This window comes from Acinetobacter sp. neg1 (genome assembly GCF_000788125.1).
Taxonomy (GTDB): Bacteria; Pseudomonadota; Gammaproteobacteria; order Pseudomonadales; family Moraxellaceae; genus Acinetobacter; species Acinetobacter vivianii.
On record NZ_JSZD01000007.1, the window covers coordinates 110,078 to 131,768 of the forward strand.

Annotated in this window: 18 protein-coding genes, 1 pseudogene and 1 riboswitch; of the genes and pseudogenes, 11 read left to right on the forward strand and 8 right to left on the reverse strand. The window is 42.4% G+C overall.

Annotation, left to right across the window (positions count from 1 at the left end; genetic code table 11):
- Positions 1 to 35: 35 nt before the first annotated feature.
- The gene (locus tag PJ15_RS07305) at positions 36 to 1,478 is read right to left on the reverse strand and encodes a protein adenylyltransferase SelO (protein ID WP_047429351.1); all 1,443 of its coding nucleotides are present in this window, start codon (positions 1,476 to 1,478) and stop codon (positions 36 to 38) included.
- Between the two features lie 135 nt (positions 1,479 to 1,613).
- On the reverse strand, positions 1,614 to 2,786 hold the full coding sequence (locus tag PJ15_RS07310; RefSeq protein ID WP_004775465.1) for an acyl-CoA desaturase: 1,173 nt from the start codon (positions 2,784 to 2,786) through the stop codon (positions 1,614 to 1,616).
- A gap of 211 nt (positions 2,787 to 2,997) precedes the next feature.
- On the opposite strand from PJ15_RS07310, the gene PJ15_RS07315 reads away from it, so the two are divergent.
- Positions 2,998 to 3,525, forward strand: coding sequence for an META domain-containing protein (locus tag PJ15_RS07315; RefSeq protein ID WP_047429355.1), 528 nt, complete (start codon positions 2,998 to 3,000; stop codon positions 3,523 to 3,525).
- A gap of 30 nt (positions 3,526 to 3,555) precedes the next feature.
- On the opposite strand, the gene PJ15_RS07320 is transcribed toward PJ15_RS07315, so the two are convergent.
- The 3 genes from PJ15_RS07320 to PJ15_RS07330 all read right to left on the reverse strand — a co-directional run bounded on the left by PJ15_RS07320 (position 3,556) and on the right by PJ15_RS07330 (position 6,810).
- Positions 3,556 to 4,272, reverse strand: coding sequence for a glycerophosphodiester phosphodiesterase (locus tag PJ15_RS07320; RefSeq protein WP_047429357.1), 717 nt, complete (start codon positions 4,270 to 4,272; stop codon positions 3,556 to 3,558).
- A gap of 23 nt (positions 4,273 to 4,295) precedes the next feature.
- Positions 4,296 to 4,883: a cob(I)yrinic acid a,c-diamide adenosyltransferase gene (locus PJ15_RS07325; RefSeq protein ID WP_047429360.1), complete on the reverse strand. Its 588-nt coding sequence runs from the start codon at positions 4,881 to 4,883 to the stop codon at positions 4,296 to 4,298.
- 103 nt (positions 4,884 to 4,986) lie between these two features.
- Entirely contained in the window at positions 4,987 to 6,810 is a 1,824-nt protein-coding gene (locus tag PJ15_RS07330) for a TonB-dependent receptor plug domain-containing protein (protein WP_047429363.1), read from the reverse strand.
- A 34-nt stretch (positions 6,811 to 6,844) separates the two neighbouring features.
- Positions 6,845 to 7,059: riboswitch (cobalamin riboswitch) on the reverse strand.
- A 119-nt stretch (positions 7,060 to 7,178) separates the two neighbouring features.
- Between PJ15_RS07330 and PJ15_RS07335 the strand changes: the two genes are divergently transcribed.
- From PJ15_RS07335 to PJ15_RS07345, 3 genes are read left to right on the forward strand one after another with little or no spacing between them, the layout of a single operon-like run.
- Positions 7,179 to 7,838, forward strand: a complete 660-nt coding sequence (locus tag PJ15_RS07335) for a phosphoribosylanthranilate isomerase (protein ID WP_047429366.1) — start codon at positions 7,179 to 7,181, stop codon at positions 7,836 to 7,838.
- Positions 7,819 to 9,063, forward strand: coding sequence for a tryptophan synthase subunit beta (trpB, locus tag PJ15_RS07340; RefSeq protein ID WP_047429369.1), 1,245 nt, complete (start codon positions 7,819 to 7,821; stop codon positions 9,061 to 9,063). The genes PJ15_RS07335 and trpB overlap by 20 nt, the downstream gene beginning before the upstream one ends.
- A 9-nt stretch (positions 9,064 to 9,072) precedes the next feature.
- A complete protein-coding gene (locus PJ15_RS07345) occupies positions 9,073 to 9,585 on the forward strand; it encodes a DUF1543 domain-containing protein (RefSeq protein ID WP_047429372.1) in 513 nt (170 codons plus the stop codon).
- A gap of 60 nt (positions 9,586 to 9,645) precedes the next feature.
- Here PJ15_RS07345 and PJ15_RS07350 read toward each other — a convergent pair.
- Positions 9,646 to 11,344 (reverse strand): annotated as a pseudogene (locus tag PJ15_RS07350) (bifunctional metallophosphatase/5'-nucleotidase).
- A 215-nt stretch (positions 11,345 to 11,559) separates the two neighbouring features.
- Between PJ15_RS07350 and PJ15_RS07355 the strand changes: the two are divergent.
- Complete coding sequence (locus tag PJ15_RS07355; RefSeq protein WP_047429374.1) at positions 11,560 to 12,555, forward strand: DUF2804 domain-containing protein; 996 nt, start codon at positions 11,560 to 11,562, stop codon at positions 12,553 to 12,555.
- Positions 12,556 to 12,612: 57 nt separating this feature from the next.
- Here the strand turns inward: PJ15_RS07355 and PJ15_RS07360 are convergent, their stop codons facing one another.
- Positions 12,613 to 13,488: a metal-dependent hydrolase gene (locus PJ15_RS07360; protein ID WP_047429377.1), complete on the reverse strand. Its 876-nt coding sequence runs from the start codon at positions 13,486 to 13,488 to the stop codon at positions 12,613 to 12,615.
- Between the two features lie 116 nt (positions 13,489 to 13,604).
- Between PJ15_RS07360 and PJ15_RS07365 the strand changes: the two genes are divergently transcribed.
- The gene (locus PJ15_RS07365) at positions 13,605 to 14,627 is read left to right on the forward strand and encodes an AraC family transcriptional regulator (RefSeq protein WP_047429380.1); all 1,023 of its coding nucleotides are present in this window, start codon (positions 13,605 to 13,607) and stop codon (positions 14,625 to 14,627) included.
- Positions 14,628 to 14,887: 260 nt separating this feature from the next.
- On the opposite strand, the gene PJ15_RS07370 is transcribed toward PJ15_RS07365, so the two are convergent.
- Positions 14,888 to 16,219: a Na+/H+ antiporter NhaC family protein gene (locus PJ15_RS07370; RefSeq protein ID WP_047429383.1), complete on the reverse strand. Its 1,332-nt coding sequence runs from the start codon at positions 16,217 to 16,219 to the stop codon at positions 14,888 to 14,890.
- Between the two features lie 275 nt (positions 16,220 to 16,494).
- On the opposite strand from PJ15_RS07370, the gene trpA reads away from it, so the two are divergent.
- From trpA to PJ15_RS07395, 5 genes are all read left to right on the forward strand, one after another.
- Complete coding sequence (gene trpA / locus PJ15_RS07375; protein WP_005259451.1) at positions 16,495 to 17,298, forward strand: tryptophan synthase subunit alpha; 804 nt, start codon at positions 16,495 to 16,497, stop codon at positions 17,296 to 17,298.
- A complete protein-coding gene (accD, locus tag PJ15_RS07380; RefSeq protein ID WP_004775442.1) occupies positions 17,295 to 18,191 on the forward strand; it encodes an acetyl-CoA carboxylase, carboxyltransferase subunit beta in 897 nt (298 codons plus the stop codon). The genes trpA and accD overlap by 4 nt, the downstream gene beginning before the upstream one ends.
- Positions 18,188 to 19,474, forward strand: coding sequence for a bifunctional tetrahydrofolate synthase/dihydrofolate synthase (gene folC, locus PJ15_RS07385; protein WP_047429386.1), 1,287 nt, complete (start codon positions 18,188 to 18,190; stop codon positions 19,472 to 19,474). Before accD ends, folC begins: the two co-directional genes overlap by 4 nt.
- Positions 19,465 to 20,589 carry an SPOR domain-containing protein gene (locus PJ15_RS07390; RefSeq protein ID WP_047429389.1) on the forward strand — a complete coding sequence of 375 codons (1,125 nt, stop codon included), beginning with the start codon at positions 19,465 to 19,467 and terminating at the stop codon, positions 20,587 to 20,589. Before folC ends, PJ15_RS07390 begins: the two co-directional genes overlap by 10 nt.
- 90 nt (positions 20,590 to 20,679) lie before the next feature.
- Positions 20,680 to 21,615 (forward strand): DUF6929 family protein, encoded by a 936-nt coding sequence (locus PJ15_RS07395; RefSeq protein WP_047429506.1) that lies wholly within the window; start codon positions 20,680 to 20,682, stop codon positions 21,613 to 21,615.
- Positions 21,616 to 21,691 lie beyond the last annotated feature (76 nt).

Here is a 21,691-nt window from a genome sequence, read left to right on the forward strand (position 1 = left end):
CAATAGCGACCCAAGTGAATCATAATGACTCAAAATTAAGATGAACAGCTCACCATCACCTCTGGTACATCACTGGGTAAAGGTGCCGTATCTGCTTCGGTTTCCAGATCAGGCTGTTTTTGATAGGGCTGATTCAACAGCTTAAATAAACGATCAACTTCACTAAAATCACCACGTTCAGCCTGCTCAATGGCTTTCTGCGCCATATGATTGCGCAGGACATATTGTGGATTGATCTGTTGCATCTGCTGGTCTAATTCATCGGTATCCTGATGTTGACGGATATTCTGGTAATGCGTCAGGAAATCATCGAACTGCTGGACATGAATACAGTCATCTCTTAAAGCTTTGTAATCTTGTTGTTGTAGGCGAATAAAGCTTTGAGTGTAATCCAGTTGTTCAGTTTGCAAAATTCTCAAGAAGGCAAAGCTGCAATCCAGACTGTCTTTATGGAAATGCGGTAATCCCATCTTTTGACATAAGCCCTGACCATAATGCTGCAAAAATGTTGGTTCAAATTTTTCTAGGCAGGTCGCCAGATCCAGTTTGAACTGTTCTTTGTCTTTGGCCGATGCTAATGGAATCAGATTGTTCAGCCATGTCCAAAGATTCCAGTGTCCAATACTTGGCTGGTTCTGATAAGTATAACGCCCCTGATAATCGGAATGGTTGTTAATCCAGTTTGGACGGAAACGTTCCATAAACCCGTAAGGACCAAAGTCCAGTGTTGAACCCGTAATATTGAGATTATCGGTATTCATCACCCCATGCGCAAAACCCACCAGTTGCCATTTGGCGATCATGATGGCTGTTCGCTCAATCACGGCTTCAGCAAAGGCCAGAATTGGATTTTCAGCTTCAAGACATTCTGGATAATGCCATTCGATACATTTTTGCGTGAATTCAGCCAAGAGTTCAGGTGAGTATTGATTAATCCATTCAAAATGTCCCAAACGAATATGACATTCAGACGTGCGCAATAACATTGCACCCAGCTCTAGGGTTTCCCGTTGTACGCCCTGAGTTGAGCTGGTAAAACCGACTGCGTGACTTGATGCAACGCCCAAAGCATTTAACGCATGTCCAGCTAGATATTCACGAATTACCGAACGCAGCACAGCACGGCCATCGCCCATACGTGAGTAGGGAGTAGAACCTGCACCTTTCAGATGTAGATCAATTGTTTCGCCATGTTTATTCAGGATTTGTCCGATGAGCAAACCTCGACCATCACCGAGTTGTCCAGCCCATTGTCCAAATTGATGGCCTGCATAGACCATGGCAAGCGGTGGAAATTCAGCAAAAGTTTTTTGTCCACTACAGATTTCAACCCAGTTGGCTTTATCTTCTTCACTCCACTGCAACTCATCTGCTAAGGCTTCATTGAAATGGCCTGCTTTGGCACCACGCAACGGACTCGGCTGTTGCTGATGATAAAGCTTCGGATTTAAAGAATCATAGCGAGAATTGAATTGCATAACTGAAACATCATGGTGAGCTGAATCATGACTATAGCAAATTAACGGATGCAGTGGGGAAGGGTAAAACACAAGGATGAAACAGTAGATATAAAAAATGGCCTCGATTTGAGACCATTTTTAATGGGTATTCTGTTATTCAGAAACAGGCGCTTTTTTGATGTTACGCATTAAGGTTTCTAAACATTCACGGTGATGACTTAAACGGTGTTCAAGTAACTGGAAATCAACTTTTAGCTTGTGATCCATTTGATGGATTTTTTCAGCCATAGCTGCTTTCTTGGCATGAAGCTCTTGTTCTTTCAGCTTCGCCCAATCATTTAAGGTATGAGTAAATGCTTCGTATTCTTGTGCAATACGTTGCTTCATTTGCACGATGTCGGTATTGACATCATGACCATAAATCGCAAGATCGCGTTCAGCATATTTAAACTTCATCGCAAGCTCAGCTTTTTTGATATTAAAGCTTGGAATACGACGTAAATTTTTAGCTAAACCAAGTTTTGAGCTGGTCCAGATTAACCATTTGGTTGGATCATATTGCCACCATTTCACGCCATTACGGTAATCGTACTGGAAGATGTGATGATAGTTATGATAACCCTCACCCCAAGTGAAAATAGCTAAGACAAAGTTGTCACGTGCTGTATTTTCATCGGTATAAGGACGTTTGCCCCACATGTGGCAAAGCGAGTTAATAAAGAAGGTAACGTGATGGCTGATGATTAAACGTAATAAACCACCCAGTAAAATCACGCCCCAGATATCGCCAGTCGCCCAACCGATTAACCCTAATACACCGACATGAACTGCGATGACCATTGGCACATAATATTTATGTTGGAACATCACTAATTTGTCATTGAGCAAATCAGGTGCATTTTTAAAGTCAGGTTCAGATGGCGAGTGATCGCGAATCATCCAGCCTAAGTGCGCGTACCAGAAACCACGTTTAATGGAATACGGGTCTTGATCCACATCATCGACATGGCGGTGATGGGTACGGTGACCTGAAGCCCAGAATAAAATACTATTCTGGACAGCAAAGGTACCACCAATCATCAATAAAATTTTAAGTGGTAAAGCTGCTTCATAAGCACGATGTGCCCAAAGACGGTGATAACCTGCTGTAATTCCTAGGCTACTAAGTGCCAAAAGGAAGATCATGCTCACCCAAGCACTTACACTAAAATCATAATAATAAGCGTATAAAGGGATTAAAATAGCGGCAAGAATTGGTGTGCCAATTAAGGTAATGCTAGCAGTCCAGTTAATGGGTGCCTTTTTTTTGAGTGGGGCGGAAGTCATATCCGTCAGCGCTCCTAAAAACCTTGTTTGTACAAGATAATAAAACTAAACGAGATAGCAAAACCAATCATGACGATATATTGCTATTTTATCACTGATATTAGCATGCCCAAATCGATTAGCACTAGTATTATTGTACAGTTGTATCGAAAGAACAGTAACAGAATTCATTTGTAAATTTGATCAATGAATTAAAAGGTGAAATAAATCAATGTCTGAGCAAAATACCATGAAAAATCCTATTTTTTCTTTGAAGGCATTTTTTAACAAAACTTTAATATTCTCTGCTGCTGTCATGCTTGCAGCCTGCCAAAGCCAACCCCAGCCGGCAAAAAAGAATACCTTGCAGCCGAAACGGGTGACACAGCCGCCCGCCATGCAAGTACGTAAAAGTACTGATGGTGTGCAAGATGTGGATTGGCAAATTACCACCATTCAAGGCAAGCGAGCTTTGTTCTTTAACCAGTATCCGGGTTTTCAGCTCAACTCCATTTCAAAGATGGTGTCAGGGCATACGGGCTGCAACAATATTTATGGTCGTTATAAATATGATTTCACCCAGCGTAAACTGGATTTTGATGTGATGGCACAGCATCAAAGCTGTAACCGCGCTTTAGCGCAAGAGGCGGATTTGATGGATGCGATTCAACGAGTTGAGCGCTTCCAGCTAGATGGCGCAAACCTATATTTGTTAGATGCAAAAGGGCAACGTTTGATTCAGGCCCAGCGTAAGAAATAAAATAAAAGGCGGAATTTATTCCGCCTTTTGTTATTTTAAATGTTGCAACATGGTTGTTGGAACATCAGTAATTAAACCTTGAATACCCAGCTGCTGCAGGTGCTTGGCACGTTCAACCTCATTCACCGTCCAGACACTGATTGCAAGATTTGCCTGTTGAGTCCGTTGAATAATTTCATCAGTTGCCAGAGCATCGCCCCAACCAATTTGACAGCAGTCATATTGCTGGGCAAGTTCAATCGCATATTCCCCAATTGGAATTTCAACCAGTAGTCCACGCTTAAAATGACTGTGATGACGCTGTAAGGCAGCTAAAATTTTGACATCAAAACTGGTAATGGTTGCGCTCTTCTCAAACCCTTTTAAATCTTGATGCAGTTGATAGACCAAGCGTTCAGCCGCTGCATCGTCTGTAACTGCTTTGATTTCAACTTCAATGTGCTCAAAGTCCGTTAAGCACTCAAGGACATGGGGAAGACTCGGCGTATATTCTTCAAAGGCCCATGCCTGCCATTGATGACGATGATCGAATTGCTGCGCTTCGAATAAATTACAGCTTTCAACCTGTTGTGAGCGGCCCGCCGTGCGAACAAAGTCATCATCATGGATTACGACCAATTGATCATCTTTCAATTGACGTACATCAAACTCGACTGCACGTACGCCTAAATCATGCAGATAACGAAAACCGCCTAATGTATTTTCAGGGGCTTCACCACGCGCACCACGATGACCAATAATTCGCATTTGTCTCTGCCTTTATTGAAAAGTTATGCTTGATCGATACTGTCGTTAATATTCTTTTGCCACAGCACTTCGCTACCACCTTCGGCACGCTGTAAAGCACGTGAGGCAACGAATAACCAGTCTGATAAGCGATTCAATAATTGTAGTGCAGTCGCTTGAATATTTTGGTCGCGATTATGTACTGACAATAAAGCACGTTCTGCGCGGCGACAGACAGAGCGGGCTTGGTGGGCATAGCTACAAGCCAAAGTGCCTGATGGCAAAATGAAGTCTTTTAACATCGGTAAAGCTTCATTCATGTGGTCGATTTCTTGTTCCAGAAAGTCGATGCATACAGGTTGAAGCAGGTGATAATTGGGAATACAGACTTCGCCACCTAGATCGAACAACCAATGTTGAATCAGGCTTAAACTTTTATCCCAGTGTGCTTTATTTTCAACTTGGCTGGCACTGATTTGTGCGCGAAGTACACCAATGGTTGCATTGAGTTCATCGACATCACCCAAAGCTGCGATGCGTAAATCGTCTTTGGCAACACGTGAGCCATCTCCCAGACCTGTGGTGCCTGAGTCGCCTGTACGTGTATAGATTTTACTTAAACGATGTCCCATAGTTCTGTTTCTCTGATCCTGAAAATAAAAAGGGGATAATGTCGGTCAGAACATTACCCCGAAACTGGAGTTAAGAAAATGTTTTTATTATTTTAGCGTACGATTAATAACGGAATGTGACACCCGCAGAAGCTAAACGACCGCCGTTGATGTAGTAACTACCGCTTCCATATGCAGTACGATATTTTGAATCGCCTACATTTTGGATATTGGCAAAAATATCTACATTTTTATTCACTTTGTATTGTCCATGCATATCTACACGGAAGTGCCCAGGGATTTGAGCATTATCAAACGCACTGTTGTCATAATCACCATTCGCAAGCATTGTGGTCGAGAAGGTATATTGTTCATCTGTCCAACCAGCAGTCAACGCAATATTTTGACGAGGGCGACGACTTAGATCTTCATCATTTTTCTTGTCTTTAGCGCGAACATAGTTATAGCTTAAATTGGTAAACAGGTTTTCACCTTGCCATTTTACATACAGTTCACCACCTTCCATTTTAGCTTTTTCAAGGTTTCTCATTTGATTCAGAACGCCATCAAAATCAATAAGATTATCTACTTCTGTTGTATAAAGAGATAAACCCGTTGAAATGTTGTAAGCCAATTTTTGATCTAGACCGATCTCATATGAAAAGCTTTCTTCTGGTTTAAGGTCAGGGTTACCGCCATAAGCGTACATATCGTTGAGTGTTGGTGCCTTAAAGGCTGAACCAATATTTGCATAAATACTGGTTAGAGGTAGTACTTGGTAACGAACAGAGCCTTGAGCAACGGTATGGGTACCAAATTTTTCATTGTCTTCAACACGGACTCCGACTTGGGTATTTAACCCAGCTTGGTCATATTTGTGCTGAATATAATATCCTGTTGAATCAATATCTTCTTGGTATGGCGTACCGTATGAAAGCACATCCCCATCAATATTTCGGTGTGTAACACCAACTAATAGCTGTTGACTCGGTGTAAAGCCCCATTGACCATAGATTTCAGACTCTTGCGTTTTACTATGAACAAAATCTGTTGAATTATTTTGTTCTATTTCATCTTTGAATTGAGAGAAACGGGCATGTAAGGCTAAATTCTCAAGAATATTCAAACGACCTTTGATATTTATGATCTCATTTTTGAAGTCTTGAGAAACAAGGCTTCCATAATTGTCATAATCGCTATAACCCTGATTCTCGCTATAATCAACCGAAGCAGCGTACTGTTCTTTATCTACTCCAATTTTTGCACTATAACCTTTCTGGTCATATGAGGCATCTATTGCATTTTTTACTTCTTTTACTGGAGTGCCGTCAGTTTCTAGACGTTGCCCACGAATTTGTGCATAGAAACCATTTTCAGCCAAGTCTGCACCAACTACCGCTTTATAGGTTTTGTTTTCACCGATTTCACCGGTTACAAAAGCTGAAGTTTTTTCAGGTGTTTTTGAAATCAGTTGAACCACACCAGAGATTGCATCCGTACCATATAAAACAGAGGCTGGGCCTTTTAATACCTCAATCTGTTTAATATCTGTTGTATCAATAAATGATAAAGACGCTGTGCCAGAAGTCGCTGAATTCAGACGTACACCATCTCTTAAAACCAATGTCTGGTTTGAATTACCACCACGTAAGAAAATAGACGCGGTTTGTCCATAGCCACCGCTTTGTACCATATTGATTGAAGCATCGGTCTGGAGTAGCTGCGGTAAAGAGGCAATCGGAGACTGCTCAAGAATTGTAGGTTCAATAATATTGATACGTGCAGGAACTTCACTAATTTTCTGTTCACTACGAGATGCCGTCACAACGATTGTATCGAGCGTTGTAGTTTTATCTGTTGATTGATCTTGAGCAAAAGCTGGTGAAGTAAACCCCATCGCAATAGCGATAGCCCCAACTAAACGAGTTGGTTGAAAAGCAGTAGACATGCGCACTCCAGACATTCACCCGTCGTGAATGATAATGTGGAAATAAACAACAAGCAGGTCTCCGGACTTCACTATAATCATCAAACAAATGATATTACTCATCATCTTCCCACATCATACCGATGCAGTGATTTGGCGTTGAGCTGAGATGAGTGATTCGGTGTTACCGTTGCGAGGGCAGTGCTGGAATTTCACCAACTTCCCTATAAGCAAAAGAATTTGCTTTAGACTTGTTGCAAGATTACGCAAAGTATAAAGTGTTAACGTTTTTTAAACAATTGCATTTCAGAATGAACTTTGCACAAAGTCAGTCAAATTGCATTACAATGCGAGAGCTTCAAAAATATTCAGATTAAATTGGACAGCTCATGCGCCAAAGCCAAATGCGAACTCGCGCCAAGATTTGTGGAATCACCCGAGTACAAGATATTCACGCCGTTGTACAATCTGGTGCAGATGCGATCGGCTTTGTATTTTTTCCGCCAAGTCCACGAAATGTCAGCACTGAACAAGCACAAGTATTGGCAAAGCAAGTGCCGCCGTATGTACAACTGGTCGGCTTATTTGTGAATGCGACTGTTGAAGACATTCAAACGGTGCTTGATTCAGTTCCTTTGGATGTATTACAACTACATGGCGATGAAACGCCAGAACAATGTCAATCAATTGCAACGCAATGCAAACGTCGCTGGTATAAAGCCATTCAGGTCAAACCTGATCTGGATATTGTCGCTGAAATCCAGCGCTATCAAGCAGCAGGCGCCAGTGCAGTCTTATTAGATGCATGGCATCCTGAGCTAAAAGGTGGGACAGGGCACAGTTTTGACTGGACGCAATTTCCCCAACTTGAAATTCCACTCATCTTGGCTGGGGGATTAACCCCTGAAAATGTCAGTGAAGCTATTGATACCACAGCAGCATTTGCTGTGGATGTCAGCGGAGGCGTCGAGTCCGCAAAAGGTATAAAAGACCAACAACTCATTGAAAAATTTATGCAAGGAGTCCAACGTGGATCAGCAAAACTCTAATCAAGAAAATCAGGTTATTGATTACACCCAGTTTCCAGATGCGCAAGGGCATTTCGGTATTCATGGTGGACGTTTTGTATCAGAAACGCTGATGGCTGCACTTGAAGACCTCGAAAGTCTTTATGGTGGTATGAAGAATGATGCACAGTTTTTAGCAGAGTTTGATCGTGATCTTGCGTTCTATGTTGGTCGTCCTAGTCCGCTTTATCATGCTGAGCGATGGTCTCAGCACCTCGGCGGTGCGCAAATTTATCTGAAACGTGAAGACTTGAACCATACTGGTTCACACAAGGTCAATAACACGATTGGTCAGGCTTTATTGGCAAAGCTATCAGGTAAAAAGCGCATTATCGCGGAAACAGGTGCTGGTCAACACGGTGTGGCGACGGCAACTATTGCAGCACGTCTGGGTATGGAATGTGTGGTGTACATGGGTGCTGAAGACGTGAAACGTCAAGCGATGAATGTCTACCGTATGCGTTTGTTGGGCGCAACGGTTGTGCCCGTACAAAGCGGTTCAAAAACTTTGAAAGATGCCATGAACGAGGCAATGCGTGACTGGGTTACCAATGTCGACAGTACTTATTATGTGATTGGTACTGTGGCTGGCCCACATCCATATCCGCAACTTGTTCGTGATTTCCAGTCGATTATTGGTCGTGAAGCACGTCGTCAAATCCAGGAACAAGCAGGGCGTTTACCAGATGCTTTAGTTGCTTGTGTGGGCGGTGGTTCAAATGCGATGGGCTTGTTCTATCCATTCCTGAATGATCAAGATGTGAAAATGTACGGTGTTGAAGCCGCAGGTTATGGCATTGAAACGGGCAAACACTCAGCGCCATTAAATGCAGGTCATGTGGGGGTGTTACATGGTAACCGTACATATTTGATGTCGGATGAGCAAGGTCAGATCATCGAAACTCACAGTATTTCAGCTGGTTTGGACTACCCTGGTGTCGGCCCAGAGCACAGTTTCCTGAAAGATATGAACCGTGTGGAATATGTGCCAATCAATGATGATGAAGCACTACAAGGTTTCCGTGATCTCACCAAGATTGAAGGCATTATCCCTGCACTTGAAAGTTCACATGCGATGGCTTACGTCACTAAACTTGCACCGACTATGTCGAAAGATCAAATCATTATTGCGACAGTTTCAGGCCGTGGCGATAAAGACTTGATGACCGTTGCACGTATTGATGGCGTTGAAATGGTCGAGATGTAAGCTCCCACTATGCCAAGTTTGTTTATGGTGATGTTGGGTGGCCGACATGCGAAAGCCAATACGGAAGTGCATGATGTGGTCATGGCAATTGGTCACAGCTTGTCTGAGCTTGCGCCGCAACTGAAACAGGCTTGGTTTGGTGAATTAAAAGGTTTACATATTGATGCTTGGGCGCAGATTTCAGGTGTGCAGTCGCAAGGTGTGAATTATCAGATTCACTTCGCCGATGCTGCACCGTCAGTGACTGATGCAAAGCTGTATCTGATTAATTTGGGTGCTTACACGCCCGATACTTTTGGTGAGTTGCATAGCTATCATCTTGTCGTTGCACCTGATGCAGTGGCGGCAAAACAGTTGGGTAAACAGTTCATCGAGCAACACTGGCATAAGCCACATACAGATCGTGTGGTGGATGTCGATGATTGCATTCCGATAGATCATATCGCAGGACGTTATATCCATTTAGTTCAAGGTGAGTTTGACCCTATGATTTGGGAAAACACTTATCTCACCTTAGCTTAATAATCGTTTTAGAAAAGAAAGAGGGAAGCATTTGCTTCCCTCTTTTTATTTATGATGTGGTTAAGGTGTGACTTTGATTCGATCGGTTTTTGGTGCTGTCAGTGGAGAATGTAGAGATACATATTTTTCTAGTGCATCAATATCTTGTCCACCACCGACAGGATTTTTACCTTCTTTTAAGACAGTAAAGTTATCACCGCCATCGGCAAGGAAGCTGTTTACGGTCACGCGGTAAACTTTGCTATCATCCAGCGCTTGTCCTGCCACCAAAATATTGCTGGCACGTGGTGAAGCCGAATTGTCTTTCTTATATGAATAACTGAACTCTTTAGATGGCTGTAAAATACGTACCGTAGCTGCATTGGCACCCGACCATTGTTGCTCTAACACATCACGAATCTGTTTGCCAGTGAGACTCAGCGTCACAATCGAATTGCCAAATGGCTGAACGGTAAATACATCACCAAAGGTAATCTGATTATTGGTATTGACCTGTAAATCGGCACGTACACCACCTGGATTCATCAGGGTGAAATCAGAACCTTGATTGCTCGCAGTTAATGCCATCTGCTGTACCAACGACACGGGCTGAAATAGTGGTCACGGCCTGACGATATTTATCCAGAATGGCTTCAATACTTGGGGTTTTATTAAATTTTTGGTATAGATCCGTCAAGTTTACTGTGGTTGTGCCAGAGGTATAGGCTTCACTCTGAACAGGGACTTGAGCTGCATCTTTTTTGATGACATCGCCCGTTTTACCATCTAGTTCGAGCTGGATATTGGTAATAATCGTGCCGTATTGTCCAGCAGAAGTGAGTAAAAATGGTTTTTGTGGATTTTTGGTCGAGTAATCACAAATATAAGACTGATGGGTATGACCAGAAACCACCACATCAACCGCAGGGTCCAAACGGTCTAAAATACCTAGCAATGGGCCGCTTAAACCCTCACAGGTTTTTTTATTAAATTTGGTACTTGGCGCAACACCCTCATGTACCACCACCACAATTGCTTCAATTCCTTGTTTCTTTAATTCAGGAATCAAAGCATTCACCGTATCAGCTTCATCATTAAAGTTAACATCTTTAATGCCCGCAGCCGACACAATGCTTGGTGTTGCTTTTAGGGTCATCCCAATAAAGGCAACAGGAATGCCGCCGTAAGTTTTGACTTTATACGCAGGAAATAGGGTCTTGTTGGGGTCTGCTTTCATTGAGACATTGGCTGCCAGAAAATTAAATTTGGCACCCTCAAAATTTGGATTGATCTGACATGGTTTGGCGCTGGTATATTGTTGACAGCCACCATTTTGCAAACGACGTAATTCATCTGTACCGCGGTCAAATTCATGATTACCCACAGCATTGAAATCAATTTGAATATCATTCATGGTTTCAATGGTCGGTTCATCCAGAAACAGCGATGAGGTTAAAGGGGAGGCACTAATCAGGTCACCTGCTGAAACCACAGCATTGTTTGGATACTGGGCGCGTAATTTTTTAATGGCATCAGCAAAATAACTTACGCCACCGACAGGAATACGAACCGTTTTGCTACTATCATTCGGATCATCTGCTTCAATAAAGCGTTTGGGTGGTTCAAGATTACCGTGAAAATCATTGAAGGCGAGAATGTTGATGGTCTGATTTTTTCGTTCTACCTGAGAAGATTCATGATCATCATTGTCGTTACAAGCCGTCAAGGCAAGCAGCATAAGGCAGCATACTTGAGCTTTTAATAATTGTTGCGTCATCATTGTTTTTGATCGGGTGGTATAAGATTGTTTTCAAAAATAAAACTTCTGTATGAATGTTTGATGAAATTATGAGCTAGAATCATTCGGAAGAAACTTGGATTTAGCGGTAAAAATGCAAAGGATTCATCATTTTTACAGACAAAACGATGAGTAAATTTGTCCGCTTAAGCTTTATTATTGAGGCAGATGCAAACCCGTAATCATGGAATGAAATAATGGATTTGATACAAACCAATGGTCAGCCACGTTATGGACGTTTTGATCAGATACCATCGAGAATCAATCTGGATGACTATATTTATAAAACGCCGTATGGACAGGTCTTAACGGGCTGGCGCAAGCAACTTAAATATAAAAAATTTAAATTCTGTGGATTGCAACATGAGCACTACAGCATTGGGGTGGCGATTGTCGATCTATCTTGGGCAGGGCATGGTTTCTTTTATGTCTATGATCATCAAACTCAAAAAGTGATTGAATGGAATGCAATCCAGCCACTGGCATTGAAAACCCATCTCGATGAACAACCGTTATTTAGTCAAAGCCATTTTAAAAAATCAGCCTATCAATTCGATATGCAACATGCTAATGGTGTGCGTTATATTCAGGTCACCAAACATGGTGAGATTCAGTTAAAAGCACGGATTTTTTGTGCAGGTACGGATGCCTTAAGTTTATGTAGCCCAACAGGAATCAATGGTTGGACCTATACGCAAAAGCAGACCACGCTGGCAGTTGAGGGTTTTTTTATTAGTCCAGCTCAGCAACAGATTGAATTTAATGCACAGAGTTTAGCTGCTTTAGATGATACCTGCGGTTTTCTGCGACCTGAAACGGCTTGGTTCTGGTTGTCTTGCCAGTTCCGTGATGCGCAAGATCGCCGTATTGGTATCAATCTGGCATCAGGTGTGAATGAAAGTTTTGGTAATGAAAATGCTTTGTGGGTGAATGGACGTTTGTATCCGCTGACGGATGTTTTATTTGAGCAAAAAGATGAAAAAACTTGGTCAATTCGTTCTTTGGGTGGATGTTTAAACTTGGTGGTGGAAACAGGCTGGTGTCGTTTTGAGAATATTAACTTGCGTCTGATTGGCAGTCAGTTCAATCAATGGCAGGCCAAAGTCAGTGGGACGATTGCGCATGAGCAGGTTGAATTGGTGTCACTAGATAATGAATATGGTTTGTTAGAACAGCATTATGCGAAGTGGTGATGATGGAAATAAAAAATCCCCTCAATTGGAAGGGGATTTTTTATGTCTAATAATGAACTAAAGCCCTGCTTGCCAAAAAGCTTCACCCGCAGCAATTGGATCATTGGTCTTGGCTAAAGTATCGATCCAGACATCGTATTGGCGAATAACAGGATGTTGATTTGGATGGAAATCCTTTTTAAACCAGTCGCTATATTGTGCTCTTTTCGCCGTCAAAATACCGTTACGACCAAAGAACCAAGGCAAACCTTTACGTGCCATATCAAAACGTTGTCTCAAGCTAAAACCATCGGTTTTGAGCATCACATCGGTACGGTATAAAGTAAAACCAAACATCATCACGGTAGTAAAGACCAAGGCAAAGCGACGGGTTGCTTCAGGCACTTCACCAACTTCTCGCATCACATCAAATGCGACATCACGATGTTCCATTTCTTCAATCGCATGCCATGCAAACAGTGCACGGACAAAAGGATCTGCTTCGGCCAACGTATCTTTTTTACTATAAAACGTATCTGCCATGAGTGCCGTTAAATGCTCAGCTGCGGCGGTCATGGCAATGTTGTATTGAGGAGAGCGATTCTTTAGTTCAAAGCGAAAGATTTTCTTTAAGCGAGTGGTGAACTGCTCCACAGGCATCCCTTGATCTTTCATGATCTGGTTCATTTTGTCATGTGCAATGCCATGTTGTGCTTCCTGACGAATAAAATCAGCCACACGTTCTTGCAAGTCTGGATCATCAATTTTGTCACGGAATAAACGGACACATTCAATAAAATAACGTTCGCCATCGGGGAAGGTCAGGCTGAGGGCATCAAACATACGGGTACGGAATGGATCGCCACCGAACCAGAAGCGGGGTGCTTGTTCTAAGTGGAAGTCCAGTTTGGTTCTGACCACAGGATCAACTTGATAGGAAACATGTGCATTCATTTTGACGATTCCTTATTTTTCTTCATGTCGCCAGTATGGAAAAACTCCGATGAAATGTTTTGACAGTTACAGCCAATTTTTATACAAATAACGACAGCTCAGGATGAGATTGGCCCATGTCAGTTAAAATAATAATCGGATACTTGCGTTTGTTTAGTCGCGTGCTGCAACAGGAACAAGTTGATTTATCTAAAGTTGTTGCACCTGAACTGTGGAAAGACTTTCAAGCCTGTTTAGACAATCCAGATGAAAAAGACTTTGATGTCGAGCGTTATGCCTTGTTATTACAGGCTGCTCAACCACATTTCACTCGTCCCATTACCTTGGTTTTGGCAGAGCATGCCAATTTGCAGGACTTAGGTTTGATGGGTTATCTGGCGTCAACCAGTATTGATCTACAACAAGCCTTGCAGCTATTACAGCGTTATTATTCTCTGGTCTTTAAGCAAACCAATTTAGAACAGCTCGATGTCCAGCAGTTTCCAGACTATATTCAAATTGTGTGGAGTGCCTCTTATAGTGATTATCGGGAAATGTATGAATTGAATCTGGCCCTGATCTTCAAGATTGCCCAATCCATTGTCCAAGATGCCCTGATTCCGCCGCAGACCATCCAGTTTGGTTACGCGCCCCATACTGCGCTGTATCATTTTGAAAAATTTTATGGCTGTCCGATTCAGATTCAGCAAGGGCAGTATGCGATCCGTTTTTCTAACCAGATTTTAAAAGCAAAAAGTATTGCCGCAGATCAACAGTTGAATCAGGTGTTATCTACTCAGGCACAGCAATCCTTGAACAGTGTCAGTTCTTTTGAAATTCAACAGCAGCAATTTAGACAAAAAATACATAGCCTGATTGAACAGGGTTTATTGCAGCAGGAAGAGGTATTGCAGAGTTATGTTGCCAAGCGATTGCATTGTTCGGAACGTACTTTACAACGTCAGCTTAAAGCTTATGAACTGAATTTTCAGGATGTGCTGGATCAGTATCGTTTGGAGCAAAGTAAGTTGTATTTGCAACAAGGTCGGTCATTGTCTGAGATTGCGGAGCGGCTGAATTATGCGGATCAGAGTGCGTTTGGGAGGGCGTTTAAGCGTTGGACAGGCGTTACGCCCAAGCAGTTTTTAAAATCTTTGTAGATTTAAAATGAATCTTTTCACTAGGCATAATTCTTATTTAAATGGGGGAGGCTCAACGGAGTCATGTTGTATTCTCATCTAATTATTGGATAAACCTTCGGTTCGACCTACTTTTGTTTTGGCAAAAGTAGGCAAAACCATTGTCATTCACAAAACCTGTTCACTTCTTATATTTCTTTCATTATTTCGCAGAAACAGTATTTTGCTGAGACCACGCAGGTTGTGAACGACATTTTCGAGTCTCATATTCGTACAGGATTTTAACGTGTTTTTAAACGTGGATAATTAAAGACAATGGCAAGTACTGCGCAAATCGCAAGAATCCAGCAATAGTAGATATTGCCAATCAATTCAATAGGTGAGAGTTTGGCGATCGAACAGGCGAGTAGTAACTGCGCGCCGTAGGGAATAATCCCTTGAATGATACAAGAAAAAATATCCAGTAAAGCTGCACTACGTTTAGGATCTACGCCATATTCTTTTGCCACTTCACGTGCCATATCGCCAGAAAGAATGATCGCAACGGTATTATTGGCCACAAACAAATTCGAGAATACCACCAGAAAGCTTATGCCGAATTCACCTGCACGTTGTCGGCCAAATTTAAACAGGCGAGTAATGGCGTAAATACGTTGAATTAACCACTGCAATCCGCCTTCTTTTTGCATTAAAGCAGATAGCCCGCCCAGCAACATGGAAAGTAATGCCACCTCAAACATGCTGACAAAGCCATCATAGATTGAGCTATTGAGCTTCAAAATATCAAACTCAGGCTTTTCAACCAGACCAATTACACCCGATAAAATCACACCAATCATCAGCACGGCTAATACGTGTAAACGGGTAAAAGCGAGGAAGAATACTGCAAGATAAGGCAGAATTAGCCATAAATCATAAGGCTGTGATTGAATGGCTTCTGCATCGTGGCTCAATGCAATATAAACACATAGTGTGATAATGGCAGCAGGAAGGGCGATCCAGACATTGACCCGAAATTTATCTCTTAACTCAACATTTTGGCTACGGGTTGCAGCAATGGTTGTGTCCGAGATCATCGATAAATTATCGCCAAACATGGCACCGCCGACCACCGCACCAATCGCATAGATCGGTGCAATATCAGTGGCTTGGGCGAAACCAAAGGCAATCGGTGCACAAGCAGCAATGGTGCCCATTGAGGTTCCCATTGCAGTTGCAATAAACGCTGCAATGATAAAGAGCATAGGCAACACATATTCAGCTGAAATCAGTGAGAGTCCGAGTTGTACGGTTGCATCGACACTGCCAATTGCACTGGATACACTGGCAAAAGCCCCTGCCAGCATAAACACCATAAACATTAAGATTAGATTGGGATGACTGGCCCCTTGCAGGAATTCATCAATGGCTTTATTGAGTTTCTGTTTATAGAGCAGAAGGGCGAGAATCACCGCTGGAATTGCAGCCACAGGTGCTTTGACCTGATAGAAGGCAAATTCTGTTCCGATCATTGAATGATACAGACCACTCCCGAGAAAGATGATCAAAAATACCAATAGCGGCAGCAAAGCAAGGGCATTGCTTTGTACTTTTTCCGGAGAGTGGGCAGACATAAAAATAAAAAGGAAACTTAAAAATTGCGGGTAGTATAAAGGAGCTTGGCGGATTTCTAAAATGCTACGCGATAAGCCTAAAATTAGGAATCTTTGATCATTGAGAAAAAACTCAAAATATAGATAAATGTACCAGGGGAGTTGTAAGTCTCAGGATTCGCTGTTGCATTCACGTCAAACTCTGTTCAATGAACAAAAAATAGCGTTACAATGCAGTGTTTTTAAATGACCACAAACAACTCCTTAATTTATATAAATCAGGAAAGCATAATCCTATGTCACGTCTTGCCACTCGTTTTGAACAGCTTAAATCTCAGCAACGTAAAGCGCTTGTTTCTTATGTAATGGCAGGTGATCCGCATCCACAGGTAACTGTTCCATTGCTTCATCAAATGGTAGAAGCGGGTGTTGATGTCATTGAACTGGGTCTTCCATTCTCTGACCCGATGGCAGATGGTCCCGTGATTGCTTTAGCGGCTGAGCGTGCTTTGGCAGGTGGAACCAATACTTTAGATGCATTGAATATGGTGAAAGCCTTTCGTGAAAAAGATCAAACGACACCAGTGGTATTAATGGGATATTTAAATCCTGTTGAAGTCATTGGTTATGAAAAGTTTGTTGCTTATGCGAAAGACTGTGGCGTTGATGGTGTACTTTTGGTGGACTTACCACCTGAAGAATCTCAGCAATTAGGTGAAGTTCTTAAACAAAATGGAATGGATCAGATCTTCTTGCTCGCGCCGACCTCAACAGACCAGCGTATTCAACATGTGGTAAATCAGGCAAGCGGCTTTGTTTACTATGTGTCATTAAAAGGTGTGACAGGTGCAGCAACTTTAGATACTTCTGAAGCAGCAGCGCGTATTGCAAAAATTAAATCGAAAACCAATGTGCCAGTCGGTGTCGGTTTTGGAATTAGTGATGCAGCGTCTGCAAAAGCGATGGGTCAGGTTGCCGATGCCGTTATTGTAGGAAGTGCTTTCGTTAAATCTTTTGCGACATTGCCAGCCGATGAAGCTGCGCAACAGACGGTGAATAAAGTGAAGGAGCTTCGAGCTGCGCTCGATGAGTTAGTATGAGTCAAGAGTTAACATCAGGGAAGGTTCTTAACCCTTCAACACCTTGGACTGAGCGTCATGTCCCTGGTATTCAGGTTGCAGATCAACAGCAAACATTTAAAGCGACCTTTACTGAGCCTACGATTGAATGTCCTGAGTGCCATGCACTAGTGACACGTACTGCCATGTCATTTAATGCCTATGTGTGTCCTCAATGTGATGAACACTTACGTATGCGTGCACGTGATCGTCTGAACTGGTTCTTTGATCAGGTGAATGGCGAATTAGGTCAGGAATTTAATGCCAAAGATCCATTGAAGTTTGTGGACAGCAAACCTTATCCAGATCGTATGCGTGAAGCCCAAGACAAAACTGGTGAGACAGAAGCACTTGTGGTGATGCAAGGTTCGCTTAAAGGTTTAGACCTTGTTGCCTGTGCTTTTGACTTTGATTTCATGGGCGGTTCAATGGGTACGGTTGTGGGCGACCGTTTTGTACAAGCGGCTGAACGTGCAATTGCATTGCATCAACCGATGATCTGTTTTGCTGCTTCTGGCGGTGCACGTATGCAGGAAGGTATGTTGTCCTTGATGCAAATGGCGCGTACTGCGGCTGCTATCCAGAAAATGAAAGAAGCTCGTGTTCCTTATGTAGTGGTATTGACCCATCCTGTATATGGTGGTGTGACTGCTTCATTGGCAATGCTGGGTGATGTACATATCGCTGAACCGAAGGCAATGATTGGCTTTGCGGGTAAACGTGTGATTGAGCAAACAGTACGTGAGAAATTGGAAGAACCGTTCCAACGTGCAGAATATTTGCTTGATCATGGTGTGGTCGATCAAATTGTTCATCGTCACGCATTACGTGATACTGTATACAGACTTGTTGCAAAACTGATGAACTTACCTTGAAACCGCACGCTCCACATTCAACGGATACATTAACAACATGGCTCGATTATTGGGGCCATGTTCATGTTACAGGCATTGATTTAGGTTTAGAGCGCGTTATACCTGTGGCTGAAAAGCTGGGCGTAATGCAACCTGAGGCAAAAGTATTTACAGTCGCAGGAACCAATGGCAAAGGCTCGACCACGACAACTTTAGCTGCAATTTTAAATGCACAAGGTTATAAGGTTGGACTTTACCAGTCACCGCATATTTACCGTTTTAATGAGCGAGTGAAGCTGGCGGGTGTCGAGGCTGATGATCAGACTCTGGTAGATGCTTTTGTACAAGTCGATCAGGCTCGCCGTGAATGTGGATTAAGTCTTTCTTTTTTTGAAGCAACCACTTTGGCTGCTTTTTTGATTTTTAAACAGCAGCAATGTGATGTCTGGGTGCTTGAAGTCGGTCTTGGTGGTCGTCTTGATGTGGTCAATGTGATTGATCCAGATGTTGCTGTCATTACCAATATCGGTTTAGATCATGTCGATTGGCTCGGCAATACGGTCGAAAAAATCGCATTTGAAAAAGCGGGAATCATTCGTCCGAATATTCCGGTGGTTTTTGCAGGGCAACAGCAACTCCCGCAAGCCATTCAGGATAAAGTGGCGGAAACCCAAGCACAGTTATATACACTCAATCAAGATTATTTCTATCAGCTAGATGAAGATGGTCAAACATGGTCATTTGCATCCTCTGGTAGCACTTTAAAGCTTCCAGTTGGGCAGCTTGCCCTGGATAATATTTCAACTGCGGTTGCCGCTGTACTGGTGAGTGGGATTGAGGTATCACAACACGCCATTGCAACGGGTATTCAGCAGGCACGTCTACAAGGCCGTTTTGAAATCAGACAAATTCAGGATAAAACGGTTATTTTTGATGCTGGGCACAATGCGCATGGTGTCGAATTTTTATTGAAGCAGTTGCGAAAATTCTTAAAATACAATAAACAGTACACAGAAGTTGTTGCAGTATTTTCAATGTTGGCAGATAAAGACATTCCATCTGTCACTGATTTACTAAAAACAACAGTAAAAGATTGGTTTATTGCTAATTTAGATGTGCCTAGAGCCGCACCAGTGCAACAGATTCAAGACGCATTGCAAGGGCAACAGGTCCATGAGTTCGGCAGTATCCAGCAAGCGTTTGAAACTGTGCTGAAACAAGGTAATAACAATCAGCTGATTTTAGTCTGTGGTTCGTTTCATACTTTAGAAGCGGTCTGGGAGTATTTAGAAGAATGTCGATGAATAACAAACAACGTTGGATGGGTGGCGTTGTTCTATTAGGAGGTGGTGTTTTATTGGCCGCATTACTTCTTAAAGGTAATGAAGAAATAGAGCAAGATCATACGCAAGCTAACGTTACTCATCCTATTCCCAAAACAGAGTCTAAGCCAAAAACTGCTCAGCCTGCCCAAGAGAGTGAAATGGTTTCATTACAACCTTTAGCGGTTGATGTTGAAACAGAAAAACGTTTGCTTGAAGAACAACGTCGCTCTCGTGAAAAAGCGGTTGCTGAACAAGAGGCGCGTGCTGCTGAATTTTTAAAAATGCAGCAGCAAGCAGAAGCAGCGGCGGCTCGTAAAGCGGCTGAAGAATACGCGGCAATCAATGCACGCCGTACTGCTGTACAAGAAAGTTCAGACAATATTCCACCTGAGCTGGTTGAAGATGAAAAAGCAAAAGCAAAACGAATTGCTGAAGACAAACGCAAAGCGGATGAAAAGAAGCGAGCGGAACAGTTAAAAGCAGACCAGCAAAAGACGACTGATGCTGATAAAAAGCTAGCGGAAGATAAACGTAAAGCAGAAGCGGCAAAAAAAGCGGAAGCTGATCGCAAAGCTGCGGAAGACAAACGTAAGGCCGAGGCAGACAAAAAAGCTGCGGAAGACAAGCGTAAAGCAGAAGCGGATAAAAAAGCTGCCGAAGATAAACGTAAAGCAGAAGCAGACAAGAAAGCTGCGGAAGATAAACGTAAGGCCGAGGCAGATAAGAAAGCCGCTGAAGATAAACGCAAAGCAGATGCAGACAAGAAAGCTGCTGAAGATAAGCGTAAGGCTGAAGCAGACAAGAAAGCAGAAGCTGAAAAAGCTCGCGATCTTATGGAAAATGGCGATAAGAAATGGATGGTACAAGTGGCACTGGCTGCAAATCAGGCCAATGCAGATGCTGTCGTTTCAAAATTACGCGCTAAAGGCTATAAGGTGACAACTAGCCCGACATCTAAAGGGATTCGTATCATGGTTGGCCCAGCCAAAGATCGTGATACGGCAGATACTACCCGTAAGAAAATTACCTCAGATGATAGTCTGAATATGAAATCAGCTTGGGTGATTGATTGGGTTCCGCTTGACCAGCGATAAATGCTGATCTTCCCCTAGACAAATTTGAAAAATCTCGCAGGTATTAGCTACCCTGCGAGTATTCTCTTGAATTGGGGAAACAATGTGAACATAAATACTGATATTCAGATATTAGAGCGGTTTATTTTTGAATCTGTTTCTGCGATTAGTGCACTATCTGGTGTTGCTTGTGTGGGGGAGGATCTTTATTTTGTAGGTGACGATGTTCGTTACTTACTCAAAACCAACCGAAACAATAGCATGGTTAGTGCAACGGCCTTTGAAAAAATTCCATTATTTGAACAATCCGAACCAATATCACTTATCCCACTGAGCAAAGAAAAAAAGCCTGATTTTGAAGCATTAACTTGCCTCATCTTTAACGGACAGCCACAGTTATTGATTATGGGTTCGGGTTCTACGGAAAATCGTAAACAAGCATTACTCTATAATCCTGCCAATGATCAGGTCGAAAATTTTTTAGATGCGGTGGATTATCACTTTTTAGAAAATAGTGCTGAATTAACGAATGGAGCTGACCTCAATATAGAGGCGGTATGCTCAGATAGTCATCATCTTTATATCTTTCAACGGGGCAATATTAATCGCCATCATGGTGTTTTAGTCTTTGATTTAGCCAAAATACAACAAGAGAAATCGTTAGAAAATGCGCTTATAAATTCGTTCAATCTCAACTTGCCTGAGATTGAGGGCGCTGCAAGCGGGATTTCTGATGCCTATTTTTTTGTGGATAAAAAACTAATTATTGCCACGGCTGCGGTTGAGCAAACATTAAATACCTATGATGATGGTGATGTCTTGGGGAGTTTTATTTTGTTGTTCTCTCCAGATGGTCAAGCTTTATCGAGTCATTTAATTCAGGATGTAGAAAGCAAAACGCTACCTATTAAAGTTGAAGGGATTACGTGGCTTGAGTCGCGACCTGATGGCGAAGTATTTTTATTGGTCACCGACAGTGACGGTGGCAATTCTGAAATTTTGAAAGTATTGCTGAGCAGTTCTGCTTTTGAAAAACCACAAAATTAAGCCAAGTATGCTTTGTTGGGTAATTATTCTCACTGAATTTAAGTTAATCAGATCGACAAAATGCGACTGATTAAAT